The sequence below is a fragment of the Mesorhizobium sp. M0317 genome, assembly GCF_040321555.1.
Classification (GTDB): domain Bacteria; phylum Pseudomonadota; class Alphaproteobacteria; order Rhizobiales; family Rhizobiaceae; genus Mesorhizobium.
In genome coordinates this window covers 113,282-135,130 of sequence record NZ_JAMYRV010000008.1, presented here as the reverse complement: position 1 = coordinate 135,130, position 21,849 = coordinate 113,282, and the positions used below count along the sequence as shown (strand labels likewise).

Genomic DNA, 21,849 nt, shown 5'->3' with positions numbered 1-21,849 from the left:
CCCCCACTCCCCCCGCCCGGCGCCATCCTCCTCTTTGCGCACGGGGGCGGGCCGCCGCCCCCCGCCCCATCCCGCCGCCTAAACCGGGGCGCCCCCGGTGTTTCCCAAGGCCGACAAGCCGAAAGCCTCGCTTGGCCGCATCGAGGACATCGCCGCATGGCTTGCTGCCTGGAGCGGGCGCGCCCCGCCGGCGGTGAACCGGCCCCTGGTGGCGATCTTCGCCGGTAACCATGGCGTGACCCGCCACGGCATCTCGCCGCGCCCTGTCGCTGCGACCGCCAACGCCGTTGAGCTGTGCGCCGCCGGCGGTGCGGCAATCAACCAGATATGCGTCGCCAACAATCTTGGCCTCAAGGTGTTCGACCTGGCGCTGCACATTGCGACCGCCGACATCACCGAGGACGCCGCCCTCGACGAACGCGGCTGCGCCGCCACCATGGCCTTCGGCATGGAAGCCATCGCCGGTGGCGCCGATCTGATTTGCCTTGGCGATCTCGGCGTCGGCAACTCCACCGTTGCGGCGGCCTTGTGCGCTGCCCTGTTCGGTGGCAGCGGCGCCGACTGGGTCGGCCCCGCCTCGGGCGCCGACGCGGCCATGCAGGCGCGCAAGGCTGATGTAGTCGATAAAGCCGTCGCCTTGCATGGTGCGGCTCTGAAGGACCCCCTGGAAGCACTGCGCCGGGTCGGCGGCCGCGAATTCGCGGCCATTGCCGGCGCTATCCTCGCCGCCCGGATGCAGAAAATCCCGGTGCTGCTCGACGGCTTCGCCGCGACCGTCGCCGCTGCCGTGCTGCACGCCGCCAACCCGGGTGCGCTCGACCATTGCCTGCTGGCCAGTCTGTCGCCGGAGTCCGGCCAAAGGCTTGCCGCTGAGCGGCTCGGCCTCAGGCCGCTGTTCGATCTCGGCATCAGCCACGGCGAAGGGGCAGGGGCCGCCCTTGCCGCCGGTCTGGTCAAGGCGGCGGCGCTTACCAGTTCGGGCATGGCGGCGGCGGTCAAAGCCTAGAACAAGCTGTCAGCGTCGGCGAGCCGCCGCGACCGCCTTTGTCGGCAGCGCCGGCAGTTCCTCCATCACTCGGGCGAGCGGGAAGATGGCGATTGCCTCGGTGCCTTCGCGCAATTTCGACTGAAGTTCGAATTCGCCGCCATGCATGGCGAGCAGGCCCTGAACGATCGGCAGTCCGAGCCCGGTGCCCTGTTCGGCGCTCTTGATGGCGATCGAGCCCTGGCCGAAGGCGGACAGCACGATCGGGATTTCGTCCTCCGGTATGCCCGGCCCATTGTCCTTGACCGAAATGTACTGGCCACCGCCCGCCGTCCAGCCGACGCGCACGCGAACTTCGCCGCCGGTGGCGGTGAATTTGATGGCGTTGGACAGGAGGTTGAGCGTGATCTGCCGCACCGCGCGCTCGTCGGCGAACAGCCGCGGCAGGGCACTTTCGAAATCCTGGACGATGCGGATGTCCTTGTTGCGCGCCTTCAATTCCATCATGTGGCAGCAATCTTCGGCGATGTTGAGCAGCATCACCGGCTCTTCGTTGAGCTGATAGCGGCCGGCCTCGATGCGCGACAGATCGAGGATTTCGTTGATCAGGTCGAGCAGATGCTGGCCGGAATCGTGCACGTCGCGGGCGTAGTCGCGATAGGTCGGGTTGCTCATCGGCCCGAGCACCTCATTGGCCATCACCTCGGAAAAACCGAGAATGGCGTTGAGGGGCGTCCTGAGCTCATGGCTCATAGAAGCAAGGAAGCGCGACTTCGCCAGATTGGCGTCTTCGGCCCGCCGACGAGCTTCGTCCGACATCGATTTCGCGGTCTCCACCTCGGCGAGCAGCGCATCCTTTTCGGAGCGGAAGGACAGAAGTATCAGCGACGAGCGGTTGAGATGGCGCGCGACATAGGCAAAGAACGGCAATGCCGCGACCAGCAGGGCGACCATGATCGTCCCGACCGGCACCCAAAATTTCGTTTCAGCATAGGCATAGACCGCCACCGGAACGACGAAGGTGGCAAGCAGAGAGCCGCGCAAGGACGACGCCATGATAGCGGTCGCCGCCATGGCCAGCAGCAGCACCACCGCCTTGGCGGCCTGGAACTGGTCGATCTGGCAGGTGGCGCAGCCGAGCCATGCGAACCACGCCCAGCCGAGGCCGCACAGCGAATGTCCGATCAGGAATTCCCTGCGGGTGCGAACAGGATTGAGCTCGGCAGCTTCGGTGCGCTCGACGCGCCGCGCCATGAAGGCGACGATCGAATAGCAGATCAGGGTGAACAGCGCCCAGACGCTGATCTGTTTGTCCACACCGGCCAGCAGCCCGGCCGCCGCGACCGCCAACACCAGCAGTGGGATGACGGCTGCGCCGCGCACCATGGTCCCGGCATGCAGCTTCAGCAGCTCGCGGTCGAAGTCGAGATTGCCGACCTGCTGCGAAAGACGGTCGCGCGTCTTGCGCACCGCGCGCGCCACATCGCTGTTGCGGTGCGGTTTCCGGCGGTCCACAATGAATTTATCCGCTGTGTTCGAGCGTAGCAGAGGCATGGAAACTTCGATTTATGCGCGCAGCGATCTCAATTCGTTAAGCTACGTTCGAATGATTAAGAGACTGTTTGCCATATGAGCCGTTCGTGGTCGCCAAGGCCGCGCCGGCGATACTATCCGCCGCCGCCGCGAAGCCTGTGGCGCAAGCTGCTGGATTACGCGCTGACGGTCATTCTGCTCGGCCTGCTGATCCTGCTCGCCGCACGCCTCGACCGTTTCGAGACGCGCAAGGCGCAAGGGGCGGCGATCGTCAACGATGGCGATTCACTCACTCTTGGCACCGAACGTATCCGCATGCGCGGCATCGACGCTCCGGAATACCAGCAGATCTGCCGTAGGCATGGCGCAGACTACGCTTGCGGCAGGCTGGCACGCCAGGCGCTGGTGCGGCTGATATCAGGCAATCCGGTGACCTGCAGCGGCTGGCAGCGCGACCGCTACGGCCGCCTGCTCGGCGATTGCAAGGCCGGCGGCAAGGATCTCAACCGGGCCCAGGTCGAGGCCGGCTGGGCCATTGCCTATGGCGATTTCGACACCGAGCAGGCCATTGCCCGCGCCGGCAAGGTTGGCATCTGGGCCGGCACGTTCGATGAGCCGCAAGACTGGCGCGAAAGCCACCACGGCGGCCCGCTCGAAAGAAAGCACGGCACCCTGGCTTCGGTCGGTGACGCCTTGCGAGAGATGTTTCGCTTCTGGTGACGAGCACTATAGTTGAAGGACCAGATCGGGAGGATAAGCATGAAACTGTTCGACGGCGGCCGCGCCCCCAATCCGCGGCGCGTGCGGGTTTTCCTCGCCGAAAAGGGCATCGCAGTGCCGCTGGTGCCGGTCGACATGGGTGCGATGGGGCACAAGCAGGAGCCGGTCAGGTCGCGCAACCCGCTGCAGCGGCTGCCGGTGCTCGAGCTCGACGACGGTACCATCCTCACCGAATCCGTCGCCATCTGCCGCTATTTCGAGGAACTGCATCCCGAACCGGCGCTGTTCGGGCAAGGCGCGCTCGGCAAGGCCAAGGTCGAGATGTGGCAAAGGCGCATGGAGTTCAATCTGCTCAGCTGCGTCGCCCAGGCTTTTCGCCACATCCATCCGGCGATGAAGGAATGGGAAATTCCGCAGATCCCCGAATGGGGCGAGGCCAACAAGGCGAAAGCGGTTGAATTCCTGAACCTGCTCGAGCCCGAACTGGCAAACCGCGAATTCGCCGCCGGTGACGCCTATTCGATCGCCGATATCACCGGCATGATCGCCATGGATTTCATGAAACCGGCGCGCATCAAAGTGCCGGACGAGTGCACAAACGTGCTGCGCTGGTACAGTGCCGTCTCCAGTCGCCCGAGCGCTTCCGCCTGATGGAGGCGGAACTCGAACGCCTGACGGCAAAGGTCCGCGCCTGCCGCATCTGCGTCGACACTCCAGTCGGCAGGCCACTGCCGCACGAGCCGCGCCCGGTGCTGCTGCCATCATCCAGCGCCCGCATCCTGCTCGCCGGCCAGGCGCCAGGCACAAAGGTGCATTTGTCGGGCATGCCGTTCACCGACGCGTCCGGCGACCGCTTGCGAAGCTGGCTCGGCGTAACCAGCGAGGAATTCTACGACACGGATAAATTCGCCATCGTGCCGATGGGCTTTTGCTTCCCCGGTCAGGACGCAAAGGACGGTGATCTGCCGCCGCGCCGAGAATGCGCGCTGGCCTGGCGCGCGCCGCTGATGGCGCTGATGCCGCAGATCGATCTCGTTCTGACAGTCGGCTCCTACGCGCAATCCTGGCATATGGGCGCCACGCGCCGGCCGTCGCTGACCGAAACCGTGAAGGACTGGCGCACCATCTGGGATACGCCGGCCAACCCGAAAGTGCTGCCGCTGCCACACCCGTCATGGCGCAACTCAGGATGGCTGAAGCAGAATCCATGGTTTGAAATGGATTTGCTGCCGTTTCTGCGATCGGAAATCCGCTATCGCATAGATTAGACTTTAAGCAACATATCACTCGCTTTTGTGCCATCCGGCAGAATTTCCTTCTTGTGAAAGGTCGAAATAAGAGGGAATATAGCCAATCTATTCCCAAAGCGCGTCGCGCCCGAGGGAACGCGGCCTGCACCAGGAGCACCTCAATGGATCGCCTCGACAGAAAAATTCTCCGCCTCCTGCAGGAGGACGCGACGCTCGCGGTTGCCGATGTCGCCAAGAAAGTCGGCCTGTCGACGACGCCGTGCTGGCGCCGCATCCAGAAGCTGGAGGAAGAGGGAGTCATCAAGCGGCGCGTCGCCATCCTCGACCACGAAAAGGTCAATGTGCGCGTCACCGTCTTCGTGTCGATCCGCACCAATTCGCACAGCCATGAATGGCTGCGGCGTTTCTCGGAAGTCATCCAGGAATTTCCCGAAGTTGTCGAATTCTACCGCATGAGCGGCGACGTCGACTATCTCCTGCGCGTCGTGGTGCCCGATATCGCCGCCTATGACGCCTTCTACAAGCGGCTGATCGCCAAGATCGAGATCCGCGACGTGTCGTCGTCCTTCGCCATGGAGCAGATCAAGTACACGACCGAAATGCCGCTCGACTACATGCTGCTGGACAAGGAATCCGGCGCCAACGCGGCCTGAGCGCGGTTGTCCGTGACTGGGCGGTGACGCTGCACAAGCAGGCGGCGCTTAGTTTTTCTTTTTGTTGAGGAAACTCCAGGGCGAGTTGACCGGCAGCGTGATCGTGTCCGGCACCGTGTCGACTGCCACCACATCGGCTTTGCGTACGGTGTAGCCGGACTGGATGATGCTGACGCCGTCGAGAATGAACAACTGGCTCTTCTCCAAGCCGGGCCGCAAGGCGCCGGTCACGGCAACCGACTCATAGGCGTGCGACATCTTGTAGGGACGGGCCGGCGTCACCAGCACGATCTGGTTGGGCGGCGGCGTCGGCATGTGGCTGCAAGCGCCTGTCCACGGCACCAGCAGGAACTGGTAGACGAGATCGCCATCACGGTCGACCGGCAATGCATAGCCGGCTAATTGTACCGTCTTGTCCTGCAGGTTGAGCGACAATGTCTCGCCACGATCGGGCAGTTTTGCCGCAATCATCGGCAGGCCGGCATCTTCGGCCACCGCCTGCGTCGCAGGACGCAGATCTTTCCAGAAGATGTGCGCGGTTTGGCCTGAGGCGTTGGTAGCGGTGAACACCAACAACGCGGCTGCAAGCGCCAAGGTCGATTTGAGAGGACTGCTCATCGGCCGCTTCCTTTGTGCAGGAGTAAAGACGCCGCAGCCGATCGCGTCAACGCTCGAGCCGCATTCACATGTCTGCGAGAGCCGGCCATGCCGACCTCATGGAACCCGCGAGCGATGAACATGTCGCGAAACCCCATGAAACGGTAGCTCGGCGATGCCTCGTCGACCGGGTAGGCCTCGATCACGCCGGCGCCCTTGGCAAAGGCGTGATCTATGGCAGCGTCAAGCAGCGCTGCCGCCAGCCCGCCGCCGCGCAGCGCCCTTGGCACATAGAAGCAGACGATCGACCAGATGCCGGTCTCGTCATCGTCCTGTTGCGACGTCAGCTTCCGATAGGTCTGGCGCGGCGCGACCGAGCACCAGCCGACGGTCTTGCCGTCAATCTGGGCCAAGATTCCGACCGGCGTACCGGCCTCAACAAGCGCCATCATGGCCCGTTTCAACTCGGCGTGCTGGACATGCTCGCGGCGGCCGGGCAGGGGCCGCCAGGCCATGCACCAGCAATACTTCGGACCGCATTGCGCTTCGAAGAGGCCTTCGAAATCGGCGCGCGTCTGCCGCGTCACCTCGGTGAACCGGACGTTGGCCAGGTCAGCCTTTTCTGGCGGCGATCCGCTCGATGATCTTGGCATTGGTGAGTTCCCGTACGGCGTCCTTGCCAATCCAGCGCGCCGTCTTGTCGGCCGACTGGGCCAGTCGTTCGGCCACGGCAAGGGCAGCGCCGTGCATCTCCAACGATCGCTTGCCGATCGAACGAAGCGCCCAGTTTACCGCCTTCTTCACGAAATTGCGGCTGTCGGTGGCTCGCGCTTCGATGATCGGCAGGAAGCCGAGGAAAGTCGCCACCGGCTCCTGCTTCCGGTGCACGACGGACCACGCCATCATCGCAAAGGCCGTGCGTCGAACAAACTCGCGCTCGTCCGCCGCGAACTCTTCGATCAGCTCCTTCCAGGCGTCCGTGTCGACGAAGAGATCGGAGACGCCGTCGACGATATCCCAGGAATCGAAGGATGCGGCCCATTGTCGTGCATCCGCAGCTGAGAAGCGCTTCGGGTCGGCCGTGACGGAAGCGATGAATTGCGCCTCCATGATGCCGGTCTGCCAAAGTTCGAAAGCTCGTTCGTGGTTGCGCTTGATCTTTTTGGCGATCTGCCGCTGCATGCCATGCGAGATGCCGAGCGCGCGCTCGGTCTTGATACCGTAGCGCAACATGCCGCGGCGATTGTCTTCGGAGCCGACCGAGCGCAAATGGGCGACGATCTCATTGGCGCTCGATTGGGGCGAAAGCTCGGCCATTGCGAACGCCTATTTTTCCAGGCGCGCCAGCAGGGACGAGGTGTCCCAGCGCTTGCCGCCCATCGCCTGCACATCCTTGTAGAACTGGTCGACAAGGGCGGTCACCGGCAGTCTGGCGCCATTGCGGTCGGCTTCATCGAGGCAGATGCCGAGATCCTTGCGCATCCAGTCGACGGCAAAGCCGAAATCATATTTACCGGCATTCATCGTCTTGTGTCGGTTCTCCATCTGCCATGACCCGGCAGCGCCCTTGGAAATCACCTCGATGACCTTCTCGATGTCGAGCCCGGCCTTCTTGCCGAAATGGATGCCTTCGGCCAGTCCCTGAACCAGCCCGGCAATGGTGATCTGATTGATCATCTTCGTGAGCTGGCCGGCGCCCGACGGACCCATCAGCCCGACCATGCGGGCAAAGGCGTCGATGACCGGCCTGGCTTTGTCGAAGGCAGCCTGCTCGCCGCCGACCATCACCGTCAGCACGCCGTTCTCGGCGCCCGCCTGGCCGCCGGAAACCGGCGCGTCGAGGAAGGAAAAGCCAGCCTTTTCAGCGGCGTCGGCCAGTTCGCGCGCGACTTCGGCCGAAGCGGTGGTGTTGTCGATGAAGACGGAGCCTTTTTTCATCGCGGCGAAGGCGCCATCGGCCCCGGTCGTCACCGAGCGCAGATCGTCGTCATTGCCGACGCAGGAGAAGACGAAATCCTGGCCCTCTGCGGCGTCCGCCGGCGTCGCGGCAGACTTGCCGCCATGCTGGGCCACCCATTGTTCCGCCTTCGCCGCGGTGCGGTTGTAGACGGTGACGTCGTGGCCGCCTTTGTTCCTGAGGTGCCCGGCCATGGGATAGCCCATCACGCCAAGACCGAGAAATGCCACAGATGCCATGAGTTTGCCCTTCAGACGGAACGGAATTGTCTTGGAAAGCTCTAGGCTCTACGCGCCATTCGTCAAGACGCGCATGAGCCGATCGACTGGTACAGCCGACCGCTCAGCGGATCAGATGAATGGTGATCCGCCGCTCGATCCATTCGACGCCATGTCGCAGGATCTCGACCATCACCAGATAGACGATGGCGACCCAGACATAGGCCTGGAAGTCGAAGGACTTGGCGTAGGCGAGCTTCGCGTTGCCCATCAAATCATAGACGGTGATGATGGCAACGATGGCGGAGGCCTTGATCATCAAGACGAGTTCATTGCCGTAGGGCCGGAGCGCCACGATAAACGCCTGCGGCAGGATGACCTTGCGCAGCGTCTGCAATTTGTGCAGGCCGAGCGAAGCAGCGCCCTCCCATTGGCCTCTCGGAACACTTTCTATGGCGCCGCGCAGGATTTCGGCCTGGTAGGCGGCGGTGTTGAGCGCGAAGGCGAACACACCGCAATTGAAGGCGTCGCGGAAGAACCACCACAGCCCGACGGATTCGAGCTGCACCCGGAATGAGCCCAGGCCGTAATAGACGAGATAGACCTGGACCAGCAGCGGCGTGCCGCGGAAGAAGTAGACGTAGCAATAGGCCAGGACGGACAGATAGCGGTTCTTCGACATGCGGGCATAGGTGACGGGCAGCGAAAAAAGCGCGCCGAGCACCATCGAGATGGCCACCAGCGCAAGCGTGGTTCCCAAGCCCTGCAGATAGGCCGGCGCGTATCTGGCGAAGAATTCGCCATTCCAGGCGTAAACCAGATAGACGGCGATGCCGATGCCGAACAGGATCCAGAAGCCGACCAGCGCGTAGCCGACGATACGGGCCCGCGGCCAGCCTCGCGCCCGTGGTGGTGGCTTCTCGATGTCGACGGCGGCGCGCGTCACGACGCTCATCGTGCCTCCCTCCTCCCGAGCGAACGCAGGATGAAGCCGGTGGCGATCGACGACAGGATGGCAAGGATAAGGAACACCATCGCCGCGACGCTGTAGAACAGGAAGGAATGTTTGGTGACACGGGCCGCCACGCCGGCGTTGCGCAGGGTTTCAGCCAGGTTGACGACCGACACCAGGGCCGTATCCTTGAGCAGGCTCAGCCAGCAATTCTCAAGGCCGGGGAAGGCGATGCGCAGCAGCTGCGGCAGGATCACCTTGCGCATCGTCTGCCATTTCGACAGACCGATCGCATAGCCGCCCTCATACTGGCCCTTCGGAATGGCGCGAAAGGCCGACAGGAAGACTTCGCTGGAATAGGACGAAAAGATCAGCGACAGCACGATCATGCCGGCGAGGAAGCTGTCGACATCGACCGTCGCTTCCGGCCTGAACAGACGGATGACATACTGCAAGAGGATCGGCATGCCGAAGAAGAACAGGAAAAGCGTCACCAGTTCCGGCAGGCCGCGAAACACCGTGGTGTAGATGTTGGCGGCCACGCGAAGCGACGGCTCTTCGGATTGTTTTGCCCAGGCGACGAAAAAGCCGATCGTCAGGCCGATCGGCAGTGTCGCCAGCGCGAGCGCAATGGTGACCAGTGCGCCATAGGCAATATCGTCAATCCAGCCATCGGGTCCCCAGGTGAGAAGTATCCATATGTTCTGGCTTGGCATTGACGGGTCTTGTCTCCACTTCTGTCAGGCCAAGGCGGCAGCAGGAAACTTCCCCTGCCGCCTTGTTTCAGACGATCAGGACTCGGCGCCGAAGACGTCGAACTTGAAGTACTTGTCGTTGATTTCCTTGTACTTTCCGTTGGCGCGGATTGCGTCGATGGCGCTGTTCAACTTGTTGACCAGATCCGTCTCGCCCTTGCGCACGGCGATGCCGGCGCCCGGTCCAAAGATATCGACCGGCTGCGGCGAAGGCTGGCCGAGAATCTTGCAGCAGGCGCCATCAGGCGAATCCAGGAACTGTTGCAACACGACGATATCGTCCTCGATCGCGTCGAGACGGCCATTGGCGAGATCGGCCTGCTCTTCGGGGCTGCTCGGATAGCCCTTGACCGTGCTGTCCGTATAGGTTTTCGAGGCATAATTGAAATGCGTCGTCGTGGTTGCGACGCCGATGGTCTTGCCGGCCAGGTCTTCCTTGGTCACGCCCTTGAGGGTCGAATCCCTGGGTACCGCGATCGCCGACGGCGTGTTGTAGTATTTGTGGGTGAAGTCGACCTTCTCGGCGCGCTCCGGCGTGATCGACATCGAGGCGACGATGGCGTCGAACTTGCCGGCCTGCAGAGCCGGAATGATGCCGTCCCAATCCTGGGCGACGAAGGTGCACTTGACCTTCATCTCGTCGCAGAGCGCCTTGGCGATGTCGATGTCGAAGCCCACGAGCTGGCCGTCCGAGGTCAGGTTGTTGAATGGGGGGTAGGCGCCTTCGGTGCCGATTCTCAGGGTCGTTTCCTGAGCCTGGGCGACGCCGAGCGTCAGCAGCGCAGCCGATGCGGCGAGCGCGATACGCAGTGCAATACGCATGATAGTCCTCTCTTTATGGCTCCCGGCCGTCGTTCCGGAACGGCTCTGTGGGGCGGTGCTTTTGACCGCCCGCTGGCGCGATACTCCCACTGTTTTCGGGAGAAAAGCAACTGTAAAACCGTTGCTTGCGGGATTTGCGGGTCCAGCCAATGCCGACGCCGGGTTAATGCATGTCGCCCAAAAGTGCGCAGCGGTTTTGGGACGACGACATGCATAAATAAAACAACCTGAAGCGCGTCGCATGAGGCCGTTCACGCGCGACGCGCTTAGACAATGCAACGGCGGAAGAGGGCGGCTGACCCGGGCGAGGGCAGGGGCCTCAAGGTTTGAGGCCGGTCATGCGCTCGATGAAGTCGGCTATCCCTCCCGTGTCGTCGAGATCGAACACAGGCAGGCTTTCGCCGGTAACCGCGAAGTCGGCGGCAATCGCCACGATATGTCCGTCGTTCGCCGACAGCGGCGAGCGGTCCTTGGCCTCCCGCCGCCGGGTCTCGATCTTTTTGTGCGCCTCGCGCTTGTAGCCTTCGACCAGCACGATGTCGCACGGGGCCAACCGCGACAGGACCGTCTCCAGCGTCGGCTCGTCCTCACCGCGCAATTCATGCATCAGCGCCCAGCGTTTGCCCGACACCACCGCGACTTCGGTGGCGCCCGCCTGGCGGTGACGAAAGCTGTCGGCGCCAGGCTTGTCGATGTCGAACTCATGATGGGCGTGTTTGACCGTCGACACTGTCCAGCCGCGCCGGACGAGCTCTGTGACCAGCTTCTCGGTCAGTGTGGTCTTGCCGGAATTCTTCCAGCCGGTGATGCCGAAGATGTTCATGGGCCGATGCTCTGCAACAGACGCTCGGCCACCGCAAGGTCGTGCGGTGTGTTGATGTTGAAGAACGGGTCGATCTCGTCACTGCCGTGGGTCAGCAACGGAAATTCCACTTCGACACAGTCGTGCCGCTCGATGAAGGCGGAGACGCGCCTGTTGTCCTCGTCGATCAGGAAATGACGCAAGGCCTCACGCAGCCCGAGCGGCCACAGCGCGAAGGTCGGATGCTGCCGGCCGCCGGAACTGGCAACCGCCATCGAGCCCGGCCGACTGGTCGCGGCAGCGGCCAGCTTTGCCACCAGATCCACCGGCAGGAACGGCGTGTCGCCGGCGGCCGTCGCCAATGCCTTGAAAGCGGTATTCGCTGCCGCCCATTCGAGGCCGGTGAGGATTCCGGCAAGCGGTCCGGCATAGCCTTCGACCGTATCGGCGAGAACCGGAAGACCGGCCGCGGCGAAGCGCGCCGGGTCACCATTGGCGCTGACCGCCAGCGATCCGACCTGCGGCGCCAGGCGGGCAACGACATGGTCGAGAAGCGGACGCCCGCCAAGCCCCAGCAAAGTCTTGTCGCCGCCGCCCATGCGCCGTGATAGGCCTCCGGCGAGGATAATTCCTGCAATGTCTTGGCTCATGGCCAAACTATATGCCGTCCGGCGCCATGTCGGGTCCAGCGCTTTCGGCTGCGGGTTTTTGCCGGCCGGCGACCCGCTCGCGATAGAGCGCGTAGAGGCCGGAGCCGATGATGATGGCGGAGCCGAAGATCATCGGCAGGTCGGGAACATCGCCGAAGATGATGAGGCCAAGCAGCATCGACCAAAAGAGGGCGGTGTAGCGGAATGGCGCAATGAAGGAGATGTCGCCGGCCCGCATTGCCATGATGATGAACTGGTAGCCGATCAGCACCAGCACCGCCGCCAATGCCAACAGTGCCGTGCCTTTGCCGGACATCGGCGTCCAGCCACCCATCGGCGACAGCAGCACGGCGCCAACGATGGTCATGGCGATTGCCGTTGCCGTCGACACCAGCAAGGTCGGGATAGCCCTCGGGATGCGCTTGGTGGCGAGGTCACGTACTGCGCAACAGGCGACGCTGACGAGTGCGTACAGCGAATAGACGCTGAAGCCTTCGAAGCCTGGTCGCACGATGATCAGCACGCCGCCGAAGCCGACGGCGATCGCCAGCCAGCGCCGCCAGCCGACCGCTTCGCTGAATACGAGTGCCGCCCCCATCGTCACCGCCAGCGGCAGCGCCTGCAGCACCGCGGAGACATTGGCGATCGGCAGATGCGCCAATGCGACAAGGAAGGCGACGGTGGCGCCGGCCTCGGCGATCACGCGCAATGCCACCAGCGGCTGCAGCATCGAGCCCGGCCGTGCGAGCGCGCCTTGCTGCCAGGCGAGCAGGCCGACGAGCAGCGACGCAAAGGCGCCGCGCACCAGCATGACTTGCGCCATGTTCATCGATTCCGACGAGAACTTGGTAATGGCGTCGTTGAGGGTGAAGCCGATCATGGCCACCATCATGCACAGCGCGCCGCGAATGTTTGGGGAAAGAGGCAAGGGCGTTACCGGTTTGCAAGAGCAATTCCAGGAAAAGTGTGAAACTGTTTTCCGTCCGGAATTGCGTGAAAACAAAGAACAAAGCGGTTCGACGTTTCGGCGAAACGGTGAACCGCTCAAGCCTGTAGCAGCCGGCGGCAAGACAGCAACGTCAAAGAAATAGGCCACGGATGCTCACCCGTGGCCCCTAGAAATCCCTGAGAGGGCTGGCCGGATGACCGGCAGCCTTATTTCGGCGTCAGCACCTCGGTGCCGCTGCCGTTCTTGCCGGCGATCGTCCACAGGCCGTGCAGCGAGCCATCATCTTCTACCTTGTAGACGACGAGACCGATTTCCTTGCCCATGACATAGCCGGCGGAGAAGGCATCGTCGTTGCGCATGCAGATGCCGTCCGACGATGATCCGCCCGTCTCCCAATGGATGGTACAGGTGGTCTCGCTGGTCAGCGTGATGGTGGCTTCGCCGCCATATTTCGAGCCGTCGAAATTGGTGCCCGCGACGGTGTAGCTGCCACCGATGGACTGTGCTGCTGCCGGCGCGGCGGCAAACCCAAGCATTGCAAGAGAAAGTAAGAATGTGCGCATGTCGTATTCCCCCAAACCGAGCGACGAGCCGCTATAGGCCGAAATTTAGGGCGGAACGCGATGGCGGTAAATCGGGTTTGCAGCGTCGAGAGCGATTTATTCCCAGTGTTGCTCAGCCCCATGCAGGCTGTCGCCGATAGCGCCGACCAGTGGGTCGTACTTGGCCTTGAGCGAGGCGGGATATTCGATCCAGACTGTATGGATTGCATCCTCTTTTTCGAAGACGATTCGGGTATAGAAGATCTTGTCGCCTTTGGTGCTTGAGACCACTGCCCAGTTCTTACCGGTTTTGCTGTAAGTGACCTTTTCCCCAGAGTCAGGGTCGGCTTTTTCCTTTTCAACCAGACTGTCGGGCGTATCTTCCGTCAGCTTGTATCCGCCGTAACAGGACAAGCTCGCACCATCGGGGCTAAGCCATTTTCGACCGTCGCCATTGAGGGACTCAGGCATCGGTTTGCTGAAAATCTGGCTCGGGAACGTGCACACCGTGCCATAGCGCGCATTGACGTAGGTGAACGGCTTTGCGAGCGCCACTGTGGTCGCCAATGATAGGGCCACGACCAGCGCTGACAGCCCGGTTTGGCAAACACGCTGCATGGAAATCCCCCTCGCTTCCAACGGAAGCATTCTGCACCAATCGCGGAGAAAATCAGCCGCCGGTGACGCTCATATGTCTCGACACCGACGGGCGGCTGGTGCGGCGGTCGATGATGAAATCATGGCCTTTCGGCTTGCGGCCGATCGCTTCGTCGATGGCAGCAGCGACCAGCTCGTTGCCTTCCGAGGCACGCAACGGCGCGCGCAGGTCGGCGGCATCCTCCTGACCCAGGCACATATAGAGCGTGCCGGTGCAGGTCAGCCGCACGCGGTTGCAGCTTTCGCAGAAATTATGCGTCATCGGCGTGATGAAGCCCAGCCTGCCGCCGGTCTCTGCGACATGGACGTAGCGGGCCGGACCGCCGGTCTTGTAGGGGATGTCGCTCAGCGTGAACTGGCGCTCGAGCGAAGCGCGCAGCAGCGATAGCGGCAGATACTGGTCGGTCCGGTCGGCGTCGATCTCGCCCATCGGCATGGTTTCGATGACGGTCAAGTCCATGCCGCGGCCATGCGCCCAGCGCATCATCTCCGGCAGCTCGACGTCGTTGAAGTCCTTCAGCGCAACGGCGTTGAGCTTCACCTTCAGCCCCGCCGCCTGCGCGGCATCGATGCCTTGCATGACCTTGCCGAGATGGCCCCAGCGGGTGATGGCGTGGAACTTGTCGGCATCGAGCGTGTCGAGCGAGACATTGATGCGCTCGACACCGCAATCGGCAAGCTCGGCGGCAAAGCGCGACAGCTGCGAGCCATTGGTGGTCAGCGTCAACTCTTCCAGCGCGCCGCTCTTCAAGTGCCGCGACAGCTGGCGCACCAGATGCATGATGTTCTTGCGCACCAGCGGCTCGCCGCCGGTGAGGCGCAGTTTGCGCACGCCCTTTTCGATGAAGACGGTGCAGAGCCGGTCGAGTTCCTCGAGCGACAGCAGGTCCTTCTTGGGCAGGAACGCCATGTCCTCGGCCATGCAATAGGTGCAGCGGAAATCGCAGCGGTCGGTGACCGACACGCGCAAGTAGCTGATCGTGCGACCGAAGGGATCGATCATGTCCATGCGTTCAAGCGTTTCCAATGCTGCGAGTGGTGCCGTTATATACGGCTATGTGATACGATCCAACCCGCCATTCAAGATAGCCGCTCTCGATCTTTGGTGACATTCCCTGGCCGACATCCGATGTCGGCCGGGTCCAAATGGCCTTTTCCGCCCGCGCGAAGCAGCGTAGGGAAGGGCGGATCGATGCGGGATGCAGAACAATGACGGCGCCGAAGGAACTCAGGGTCTCGAAGGACAGAAAACTGCTGTCCGTCACCTTTCCCGATCATCGGCCGTTCGTACTGCCGGCCGAACTGCTGCGCGTCGCTTCACCCTCGGCCGAGGTGCAGGGCCATTCGCCGGACCAGCGGGTGACGGTTCCCGGCAAGCGTAACGTTGCTATCCTGAAGATCGAGCCGGTCGGCAACTACGCCGTGCGCATCACCTTCGACGATTTTCACGACACCGGCATCTTCACCTGGAATTACCTGCACACGCTTGGCCACGAAAAGGACGCGCGCTGGAATGCCTATCTCGCCGAGCTCCAGGAGAAGGGACTGAGCCGCGACCGCTAGTTCGGCACTGTCGGCAAAACGTCATTGACTGGGGGTAACGCTGGCAACGGTTCGGAGACGGGAAAATGTCTGACATCACCACGGTCGAACAGCTCGAAGCCCTCTACGGCCTGCCCGGCGAAGCGTCGACGGTCAAGGAACTCGACCACGTCATTCCCGAATATGCCGCCTTCATCGAAGCCTCGCCTTTTGTCGCCCTGGCGACGAGCGGGCCGGAAGGGCTGGACTGTTCGCCGCGCGGCGATCTCGCCGGCTTTGTGCGCATGCATGACCCGAAAACGCTGATGATGCCGGACAGGCGCGGCAACAACCGCGCCGATTCGCTTAAGAACATCATCCGCGATCCGCGCGTCGGGCTGCTGTTTCTTGTGCCGGGTTCGGGCACGACGCTGCGCGTCAACGGCCGCGCCCGCATCACCACCGACGCCGCGCTTTGCGCCTCCTTCGCCGTCGAAGGCAAGCCGGCGCGCTCGGTCACCGTGGTCGATGTCGATTCGGTCTATTTCCAGTGTGCCCGCGCCATCGTTCGCTCGGAGCTGTGGAACCCGGCAAAGCACGTCGACCCGGAATCGCTGCCGACACCCGGAACAATCCTGGAAGTCACCAGCCGCAAGAATATCGATGCCGGTACTTACGACAAGGAATGGCCGGAGCGGGCGAAGAAGACGATGTGGTGAGGTGGGAGGCGCGTGGATCGAACGGCTCAGGTATCCTTCAGCACGTCATAGATCTTGCGCATCTGTTCGCCGATCATGTCGCACTGTTCCGCTGTCGACTGGCTCATCGCCTTTTCGATCAGCGCCATATGCACCTTCAGCGCCTTCATCAAAAGCTCCGTGCCGGCCTCGGTAAGCGTCAGCCGCAGCACGCGCTTGTCCTTCTCGTCGCCTTCGCGGCGCAGCAGGCCGCGCGCCTCGAGCTGCGGCAACAGCATGGTGATGTTGGAGCGGCCGACCAGCAGTTTGCGGGCGAGATCGTGCTGCGACATGCCGGGATGGCGATAGAGGTTCATCAGCACGTCGAGCTGCGCCGGCTTGAGATCCAGCGGCGCCAGCTTTACCGCCAGCGCACGCTCCAGCACATGGCAGGCGCGCGCCACCGCGACCCAGTTGCGAAAGCGCGGGTTGTCCCAGGGCAGCTCTTGTTTAATGTTCATGTTTGAACTATTATGTTCATGCTTGAACGGAATGGATGGATCGCCACTATGGCATCATTTGGACTGAAGGTCATCCGGGGCGTGTTCCGCGCCGCCGAGCATGTGGCGCCCCGCCTGAGCGGGCGCGCCGCCTTCGAACTGTTCTGCCGCACGCCCAGCGTCAAGGCGCTCAGCGACGGTGAACGGCGTGCGGTCGACCGCGCCGCCGGCTTCATGGCCGAGGCGCGCCATCATCGGCTGCCGACCAAGGCCGGCTGCGTCATGGTGCACGAATTCCGGCCCGAGCCGGGCAGGGCGTCCGCCGGCACGGTGCTGGTCGTCCATGGCTGGCGTTCGCGCACGGAATATATGCGCGCGCTGATCGAAGGTTTTCGCGATGCGGGCTACCGGGTCGCCTCGCTCGACCTGCCGGGCCATGGCCAGTCGCTGGGCCGGCATCTCAACATGGTGAATGCGGTCGAGGCGGTCAGGGTCGCCGGCGAATGGTTCGGTCCGTTCAAGGCGATCGTCGGCCATTCCTTCGGTGGCGCCGTCGCCGCCAATGCCATTGCCGGTTCGATCAGGGGTATCTACCCAGTGGCGGCCGAGCGGCTGGTGCTGGTGGCCGCGCCAAGTTCCCTGCCGGCGATCTTCGCCGACTTCAGCCGCATGCTCAACGTCGGCCCGCGTTCGCAGGTTTCCATGGCCGATCAGGTGAAAAGGTTGTCGGGCCGGCCGCTGCACGAATTCACCGGCGATCGCCAGCTGGCCGAAGCGCCGGTGCCGACGCTGGTCATCCACGCGCCGGACGACCGCGAAGTTCCGGCCGACCATGCCAGGCGCTACGCCGGCGCCGGCAGCCATGTGCGGCTGCACTGGGCCGATGGGCTCGGCCACCGTCGCATTCTCGCCGACAAAGGTGTCATCGAACGCGCCGTCACCTTTGTCAAAAACGAGCGCGAGCCGATACTGCATTGATTCCAATGGGTGTATTGGCCGACACCGACAACGCCGGAGCGGTGAAGCTAGCCCTTCTTCTTGCCGCCCGGCTCGACCGGCAATCCGGCCGCCTTCCAGGCGGTATAGCCGCCAAGGATGTGCTTGACCGGCGACAGCCCCATATCCTGCGCCGTCTTGGTGGCCAGCGCCGAGCGCCAGCCGCCCGCAAAAGAAGACGAAGCTCTTGCCCGAGGCGAAGAACGGCTTGTGGTAGGGGCTTTCGGGATCGATCCAGAATTCCAGCATGCCGCGAGTGACATGTTTGGCGCCGGGGATCTGGCCGTCCCGCTCGATCTCGCGTGGATCGCGCAGGTCGACGAAGATGGTGTCCTCGTCGTCGAGCAGCCCGGCCGCTTCCTCGGGCGAGACCACCTCGATCTCGGCATTGGCCTCGTCGAGCAACTCGCGATACCCTTTTTTCACGGATGATCCCTCCCGGCGCATTTCGCCGCCGACTGGATTTCCAGCACAAGCTCCGCGCTTTGTCACGCTGTTCCGACCAGCCCCTGCCACGCTGCCATCGCTCCGGCCACTGTGGCCATCAGCGCGTCGCACGAGGCGCCGTCGCGGGCCTGGATCGACATGCCGTGCTGGACCGTCGCATAGAAGGTCGCCGCCGCGTTGCTGTCGAAGCCCGCCGGCAATTCGCCTTCCGCCACACCGCGTTCCAGCCGTCTCAGCAAGAGGGTGTGGTTTTCGGCGCGGCGGCGGCGCAAATCATCGCAGATCGCGCCGCTGCTTGAATCCTGGTGCAGTGCGCCCAGCGCGATGAGACAGCCCTGCGGGCGGTCGTCCTGAGAGTACGCTTTTGCCGTCTGGCGCAGGAAATTCTCGATCGCCTGGCATGCCGTCGGCGCTTCGTCCAGCGCGCTCCAGATCTCGGTGCCTTCGTTGCGGGTGTAATACTCGGTCGCTTCCAGAAACAGCGCCTCCTTGCTGCCGAAGGCGGCATAGAGGCTGGGCGAGCTGATCCCCATCGCCGCGGTCAGGTCGGCGATCGAGGTGCCCTCATAGCCTTTGGCCCAGAACAGCTCCATCGCCTGCCGCAAGGCGGCGGTTCGATCGAAGGTGCGGGGACGGCCTCTTTCCGGCATGACGATCTTTTCTGTGTTGCCCGATACATAATTCACTTGACGTCGCGAGGCAAGGTTGCCAGATTTATGTATCGATCGTTACATAAAAGGAGCATGACATGTCAGCGAACGGATTGAACGGCAAGGCAGCACTCGTCACCGGCGGCAGCCGCGGCATTGGTGCTGCGATTGCGAAGCGGCTCGCGGCCGATGGCGCCGACGTCGCCATCACCTATGTCAACAGTGCGGCGCCGGCCCAAGCTGTCGTCGCCGAGATTATAGCGGCAGGTGGTCGCGCGATCGCCATTCAGGCCGACAATCGCGACGCTGCCGCCATCGAAAATTCGGTCACCGAGGCGGTGAATGCCTCCGGCCGGCTCGACATCCTGGTCAACAGCGCCGGCATCTGGCGCGCGGCGCCCATCGAACAGATGTCGCTGGCCGACTTTGACGAGACCATTGAGGTCAGTCTGAGAGCGCCGTTCGTGGCCTCGAAGGCGGCAGCGGCTCACATGGGCGAGGGCGGCCGCATCATTTCGATCGGCAGCAATCTGGCCGAGCGCGTCACCGACACCGGCCTCAGCGCCTATTCGACCAGCAAGGCTGCGCTGGTCGGCCTGACCAAGGCGCTGGCGCGAGACCTCGGTCCGCGCGGCATCACCGCCAATGTCGTTCATCCCGGTTCGACCGACACCGACATGAACCCGGCCCAAGGCCCGCATGCCGAACACCAGCGGCGGAAGATGGCGACGCCCCGCTTCGGCAAGGCTGACGAGATCGCCGGCATGGTTGCCTGGCTCGCCGGTCCGGAAGGGCGCTTCGTCACCGGCGCCGCGCTCACCATCGACGGTGGCGCCAACGCCTGAAGCAGCAGCAGCTTTGACCGGTCTGGGGCGGCAACGCCGCTCCAGACGTCACGATGTTGTGAAACCGTTCTGCAACAGGCCCGCGGAAATTTATGGAAGCTTAACGAAATCGGTATGAATCGGTATAGTAGCGCCTTACATCCGCCATGCGGTTGGCAAGATCGTCTAGCGGCGCGGAACGGGAGCCGGCTTGCAGCCGGAGCGGGTGATTAATGAGATTCCTCGGAAATAAAGCCGCCGTGATGCCGCTTGCAGTAGCGGCAGCACTGGCCTTCGGTGTGCCGCAGGCAAGCGCGCAAGGCCTGTTCGACATGCTGTTCGGCGGTGGCGTCAAGCACAGGCCGCAAGGCGAATTCCCGCCGCCGCCGAAGCGCAAGCCGAAGCCCGCCGTGTCGGGCGGTGGCGGCACCAGGATCAGCAGCCCGTCCTACTACACCTACAAGGCCGACCGGCTGGTGCGCGTCGACTTTGCCGCGTTGGTGGCAGCACCTCCCCAGGTGGCAACAGCTGAAGACGCCGCCTTTGTGCCGTCGGCGACCAGCACTGCCTTCCGCGAAGCCGTTGCAGGCCTCAGCGACTATGAACTCTATGCCGAGCCCGATATCGCCAAGGCACTGATTGCCTATTACTCTGCCAATCCTGATTTCATCTGGGTGAACGAAGGCAATCCCAATGCCCGCGCCCAGGATGCGGTGCGGGTGCTTGGCGAAGCCGCAAGCTATGGTCTCACGTCGGCTGACTACACGGTCGAAGTGCCGGCAGCCAACGCATCGGCAGTCGATGCCGACGCCCATCTGAAGGAACTCGTCCGCTTCGAGATGGCGCTGTCGGCGCGCGTACTGCGCTATGCCCGTGACGCCCAGAGCGGGCGCGTCGATCCCAATCGCATCACCGGCTACTATGAATTTCCGCCGAAGCCGGTCGACATGGAAGGCGCGCTCAAGACGCTGGCTCACACCCAGGAAGTGCGCACCTACCTCGAATCGCGGCACCCGCAGAACGCGGAATATCAGGCGCTGCGCGTCGAACTTGAATCGCTGCAGGCGAGCGCCGAAAACGAAATCATCGTCGATCCCAAGCTGTTGCTGAAGCCCGGCGAGACCAGCGCCGAACTGCCGAAGCTGCTGACGCTGATCGCGCGCAATCTCGACGACGAGATGGGCGGCGCCTATGGCGAGATCCTGTCTCGTCTCGGCACCAGCGATGTCTATGTTCCCGAACTGGTTCCGATCATCAAGGCCGTGCAGGTGAAGGCCGGCATGAAGGGCGATGGGGTCATCGGCCCGCGCACCGTCGCCTCGCTCGCCGGCACGTCCAAGGCCGACAGGCTGCAGAAGGTGCAGGTCGCGCTGGAAGAATTGCGCTGGATGCCGTCCGATCTCGGCAGCCCGCGGGTGTTCATCAACCAGCCCGCCTTCACCGCCAGCTATATCGACAATGGCGAGGAGAAGCTGAAGACCCGCGTCGTCATCGGCCGGACCACCAACCAGACCGCCTTCTTCTTCAAGGAGATCAAGCAGGTCGATTTCCATCCCTATTGGGGCGTGCCGCAGTCGATCATCGTCAACGAGATGCTGCCAAGGCTGCGTGGCGATCCGGGCTATCTCGACCGTGCCGGCTACGAGGTGACCGATTCGCGCGGCAGGCGGGTTCCCTCTTCCTCGGTCAATTGGGGCGCCTACGGCGCCAACATTCCCTACAGCGTGCGCCAGCAGCCGAGCGAAGCCAATGCGCTGGGCGAACTGAAGATCCTGTTCCCCAACAAGCACGCCATCTACATGCACGACACGCCGCAAAAATCCTTCTTCCAGCGCGATATGCGGGCGCTCAGCCATGGCTGTATTCGCCTTCAGGATCCACGTGGGATGGCGGCGGCGGTGCTCGGCGTCTCGGTCGACGACATCGCCGAAAAGCTCAAGCACGGCCATGCCAGCGAAGACGTGACACGCACGATTCCCGTCTATGTCTCCTACTTCACTGCCTGGCCGGACCTGTCCGGCAAAGTCGAATATTTCAACGACGTCTACGACCGCGACACGCGGCTGATGCAGGCGCTGGACGCGACCGAAGCGGTGCGTTCGCCGACGAGCTGAACCAGCGGAGTTCCTCGTTCAACGAAACGAGGAACTCACTTTGTCTCTCTGGTTTTATTAGATTTTTGGCCGATGGAC

Annotated in this window: 27 protein-coding genes and 1 pseudogene; 11 read left to right on the top strand and 17 right to left on the bottom strand. The window is 63.1% G+C overall.

Annotation, left to right across the window (positions count from 1 at the left end):
• Nucleotides 1–97 precede the first annotated feature (97 nt).
• On the top strand, nucleotides 98–1,006 hold the full coding sequence (locus NKI88_RS09500) for a nicotinate-nucleotide--dimethylbenzimidazole phosphoribosyltransferase (RefSeq protein ID WP_502909443.1): 909 nt from the start codon (nucleotides 98–100) through the stop codon (nucleotides 1,004–1,006).
• Nucleotides 1,007–1,015: 9 nt separating this feature from the next.
• Here the strand turns inward: NKI88_RS09500 and NKI88_RS09495 are convergent, their stop codons facing one another.
• Nucleotides 1,016–2,539, bottom strand: a complete 1,524-nt coding sequence (locus NKI88_RS09495; RefSeq protein ID WP_352654809.1) for a sensor histidine kinase — start codon at nucleotides 2,537–2,539, stop codon at nucleotides 1,016–1,018.
• A 75-nt stretch (nucleotides 2,540–2,614) separates the two neighbouring features.
• On the opposite strand from NKI88_RS09495, the gene NKI88_RS09490 reads away from it, so the two are divergent.
• From NKI88_RS09490 to NKI88_RS09475, 4 genes are all read left to right on the top strand, one after another.
• Entirely contained in the window at nucleotides 2,615–3,238 is a 624-nt protein-coding gene (locus NKI88_RS09490) for a thermonuclease family protein (RefSeq protein WP_023825548.1), read from the top strand.
• A gap of 39 nt (nucleotides 3,239–3,277) precedes the next feature.
• A complete protein-coding gene (locus NKI88_RS09485) occupies nucleotides 3,278–3,889 on the top strand; it encodes a glutathione S-transferase (protein WP_352654807.1) in 612 nt (203 codons plus the stop codon).
• Nucleotides 3,889–4,506 (top strand): uracil-DNA glycosylase family protein, encoded by a 618-nt coding sequence (locus NKI88_RS09480; RefSeq protein ID WP_352654815.1) that lies wholly within the window; start codon nucleotides 3,889–3,891, stop codon nucleotides 4,504–4,506. The genes NKI88_RS09485 and NKI88_RS09480 overlap by 1 nt, the downstream gene beginning before the upstream one ends.
• Nucleotides 4,507–4,649: 143 nt before the next feature.
• Entirely contained in the window at nucleotides 4,650–5,141 is a 492-nt protein-coding gene (locus NKI88_RS09475) for an Lrp/AsnC family transcriptional regulator (RefSeq protein WP_023669013.1), read from the top strand.
• Nucleotides 5,142–5,189: 48 nt separating this feature from the next.
• On the opposite strand, the gene NKI88_RS09470 is transcribed toward NKI88_RS09475, so the two are convergent.
• From NKI88_RS09470 to NKI88_RS09425, 10 genes are all read right to left on the bottom strand, one after another.
• Nucleotides 5,190–5,759 carry a DUF3299 domain-containing protein gene (locus NKI88_RS09470; RefSeq protein ID WP_352458993.1) on the bottom strand — a complete coding sequence of 190 codons (570 nt, stop codon included), beginning with the start codon at nucleotides 5,757–5,759 and terminating at the stop codon, nucleotides 5,190–5,192.
• Nucleotides 5,756–6,391 (bottom strand): GNAT family N-acetyltransferase, encoded by a 636-nt coding sequence (locus NKI88_RS09465; protein WP_352654805.1) that lies wholly within the window; start codon nucleotides 6,389–6,391, stop codon nucleotides 5,756–5,758. The genes NKI88_RS09470 and NKI88_RS09465 overlap by 4 nt, the downstream gene beginning before the upstream one ends.
• A complete protein-coding gene (locus NKI88_RS09460) occupies nucleotides 6,351–7,055 on the bottom strand; it encodes a DNA alkylation repair protein (protein WP_352654803.1) in 705 nt (234 codons plus the stop codon). The genes NKI88_RS09465 and NKI88_RS09460 overlap by 41 nt, the downstream gene beginning before the upstream one ends.
• Before the next feature lie 9 nt (nucleotides 7,056–7,064).
• On the bottom strand, nucleotides 7,065–7,934 hold the full coding sequence (locus NKI88_RS09455) for an NAD(P)-dependent oxidoreductase (RefSeq protein WP_352654801.1): 870 nt from the start codon (nucleotides 7,932–7,934) through the stop codon (nucleotides 7,065–7,067).
• Nucleotides 7,935–8,037: 103 nt separating this feature from the next.
• Nucleotides 8,038–8,868 (bottom strand): ABC transporter permease, encoded by an 831-nt coding sequence (locus NKI88_RS09450; protein ID WP_023688511.1) that lies wholly within the window; start codon nucleotides 8,866–8,868, stop codon nucleotides 8,038–8,040.
• On the bottom strand, nucleotides 8,865–9,581 hold the full coding sequence (locus NKI88_RS09445) for an ABC transporter permease (protein ID WP_023669007.1): 717 nt from the start codon (nucleotides 9,579–9,581) through the stop codon (nucleotides 8,865–8,867). Before NKI88_RS09445 ends, NKI88_RS09450 begins: the two co-directional genes overlap by 4 nt.
• 75 nt (nucleotides 9,582–9,656) lie before the next feature.
• Complete coding sequence (locus tag NKI88_RS09440; RefSeq protein WP_352638306.1) at nucleotides 9,657–10,442, bottom strand: ABC transporter substrate-binding protein; 786 nt, start codon at nucleotides 10,440–10,442, stop codon at nucleotides 9,657–9,659.
• 319 nt (nucleotides 10,443–10,761) lie between these two features.
• On the bottom strand, nucleotides 10,762–11,265 hold the full coding sequence (gene mobB, locus NKI88_RS09435) for a molybdopterin-guanine dinucleotide biosynthesis protein B (protein ID WP_023690740.1): 504 nt from the start codon (nucleotides 11,263–11,265) through the stop codon (nucleotides 10,762–10,764).
• On the bottom strand, nucleotides 11,262–11,894 hold the full coding sequence (mobA, locus tag NKI88_RS09430; protein ID WP_023708355.1) for a molybdenum cofactor guanylyltransferase MobA: 633 nt from the start codon (nucleotides 11,892–11,894) through the stop codon (nucleotides 11,262–11,264). The genes mobB and mobA overlap by 4 nt, the downstream gene beginning before the upstream one ends.
• A gap of 7 nt (nucleotides 11,895–11,901) precedes the next feature.
• Nucleotides 11,902–12,822 carry a DMT family transporter gene (locus NKI88_RS09425; protein ID WP_023708356.1) on the bottom strand — a complete coding sequence of 307 codons (921 nt, stop codon included), beginning with the start codon at nucleotides 12,820–12,822 and terminating at the stop codon, nucleotides 11,902–11,904.
• Here NKI88_RS09425 and NKI88_RS09420 point away from each other — a divergent pair.
• On the top strand, nucleotides 12,773–12,985 hold the full coding sequence (locus NKI88_RS09420) for a hypothetical protein (protein WP_196813887.1): 213 nt from the start codon (nucleotides 12,773–12,775) through the stop codon (nucleotides 12,983–12,985). The two genes, NKI88_RS09425 and NKI88_RS09420, sit on opposite strands and share 50 nt — an antisense overlap.
• A gap of 64 nt (nucleotides 12,986–13,049) precedes the next feature.
• Here the strand turns inward: NKI88_RS09420 and NKI88_RS09415 are convergent, their stop codons facing one another.
• The 3 genes from NKI88_RS09415 to moaA all read right to left on the bottom strand — a co-directional run bounded on the left by NKI88_RS09415 (nucleotide 13,050) and on the right by moaA (nucleotide 15,051).
• Complete coding sequence (locus NKI88_RS09415) at nucleotides 13,050–13,406, bottom strand: hypothetical protein (RefSeq protein WP_023669002.1); 357 nt, start codon at nucleotides 13,404–13,406, stop codon at nucleotides 13,050–13,052.
• Between the two features lie 96 nt (nucleotides 13,407–13,502).
• Entirely contained in the window at nucleotides 13,503–14,003 is a 501-nt protein-coding gene (locus NKI88_RS09410) for a hypothetical protein (RefSeq protein ID WP_352654798.1), read from the bottom strand.
• 52 nt (nucleotides 14,004–14,055) lie between these two features.
• Nucleotides 14,056–15,051 carry a GTP 3',8-cyclase MoaA gene (gene moaA, locus NKI88_RS09405; protein WP_031193366.1) on the bottom strand — a complete coding sequence of 332 codons (996 nt, stop codon included), beginning with the start codon at nucleotides 15,049–15,051 and terminating at the stop codon, nucleotides 14,056–14,058.
• Between the two features lie 200 nt (nucleotides 15,052–15,251).
• Between moaA and NKI88_RS09400 the strand changes: the two genes are divergently transcribed.
• Both NKI88_RS09400 and NKI88_RS09395 read left to right on the top strand, forming a co-directional pair.
• Entirely contained in the window at nucleotides 15,252–15,605 is a 354-nt protein-coding gene (locus NKI88_RS09400; protein WP_023706843.1) for a gamma-butyrobetaine hydroxylase family protein, read from the top strand.
• Nucleotides 15,606–15,670: 65 nt separating this feature from the next.
• Entirely contained in the window at nucleotides 15,671–16,282 is a 612-nt protein-coding gene (locus NKI88_RS09395; protein WP_352654796.1) for a pyridoxamine 5'-phosphate oxidase family protein, read from the top strand.
• A 26-nt stretch (nucleotides 16,283–16,308) separates the two neighbouring features.
• Here NKI88_RS09395 and NKI88_RS09390 read toward each other — a convergent pair whose 3' ends face one another.
• The gene (locus tag NKI88_RS09390) at nucleotides 16,309–16,761 is read right to left on the bottom strand and encodes a MarR family winged helix-turn-helix transcriptional regulator (protein ID WP_023668997.1); all 453 of its coding nucleotides are present in this window, start codon (nucleotides 16,759–16,761) and stop codon (nucleotides 16,309–16,311) included.
• A gap of 48 nt (nucleotides 16,762–16,809) precedes the next feature.
• Between NKI88_RS09390 and NKI88_RS09385 the strand changes: the two genes are divergently transcribed.
• Nucleotides 16,810–17,718 (top strand): alpha/beta hydrolase, encoded by a 909-nt coding sequence (locus NKI88_RS09385; protein WP_352654794.1) that lies wholly within the window; start codon nucleotides 16,810–16,812, stop codon nucleotides 17,716–17,718.
• 47 nt (nucleotides 17,719–17,765) lie between these two features.
• Here NKI88_RS09385 and NKI88_RS09380 read toward each other — a convergent pair.
• Both NKI88_RS09380 and NKI88_RS09375 read right to left on the bottom strand, forming a co-directional pair.
• Nucleotides 17,766–18,183: pseudogene (locus NKI88_RS09380) on the bottom strand (rhodanese-like domain-containing protein).
• Nucleotides 18,184–18,224: 41 nt separating this feature from the next.
• Nucleotides 18,225–18,833 (bottom strand): TetR/AcrR family transcriptional regulator, encoded by a 609-nt coding sequence (locus NKI88_RS09375; RefSeq protein WP_023668995.1) that lies wholly within the window; start codon nucleotides 18,831–18,833, stop codon nucleotides 18,225–18,227.
• A 98-nt stretch (nucleotides 18,834–18,931) separates the two neighbouring features.
• Here NKI88_RS09375 and NKI88_RS09370 point away from each other — a divergent pair, with 98 nt between their 5' ends.
• Complete coding sequence (locus NKI88_RS09370; protein ID WP_352654792.1) at nucleotides 18,932–19,678, top strand: 3-oxoacyl-ACP reductase family protein; 747 nt, start codon at nucleotides 18,932–18,934, stop codon at nucleotides 19,676–19,678.
• A gap of 212 nt (nucleotides 19,679–19,890) precedes the next feature.
• Entirely contained in the window at nucleotides 19,891–21,771 is a 1,881-nt protein-coding gene (locus NKI88_RS09365) for a L,D-transpeptidase family protein (protein WP_352654790.1), read from the top strand.
• Nucleotides 21,772–21,849: the final 78 nt, after the last annotated feature.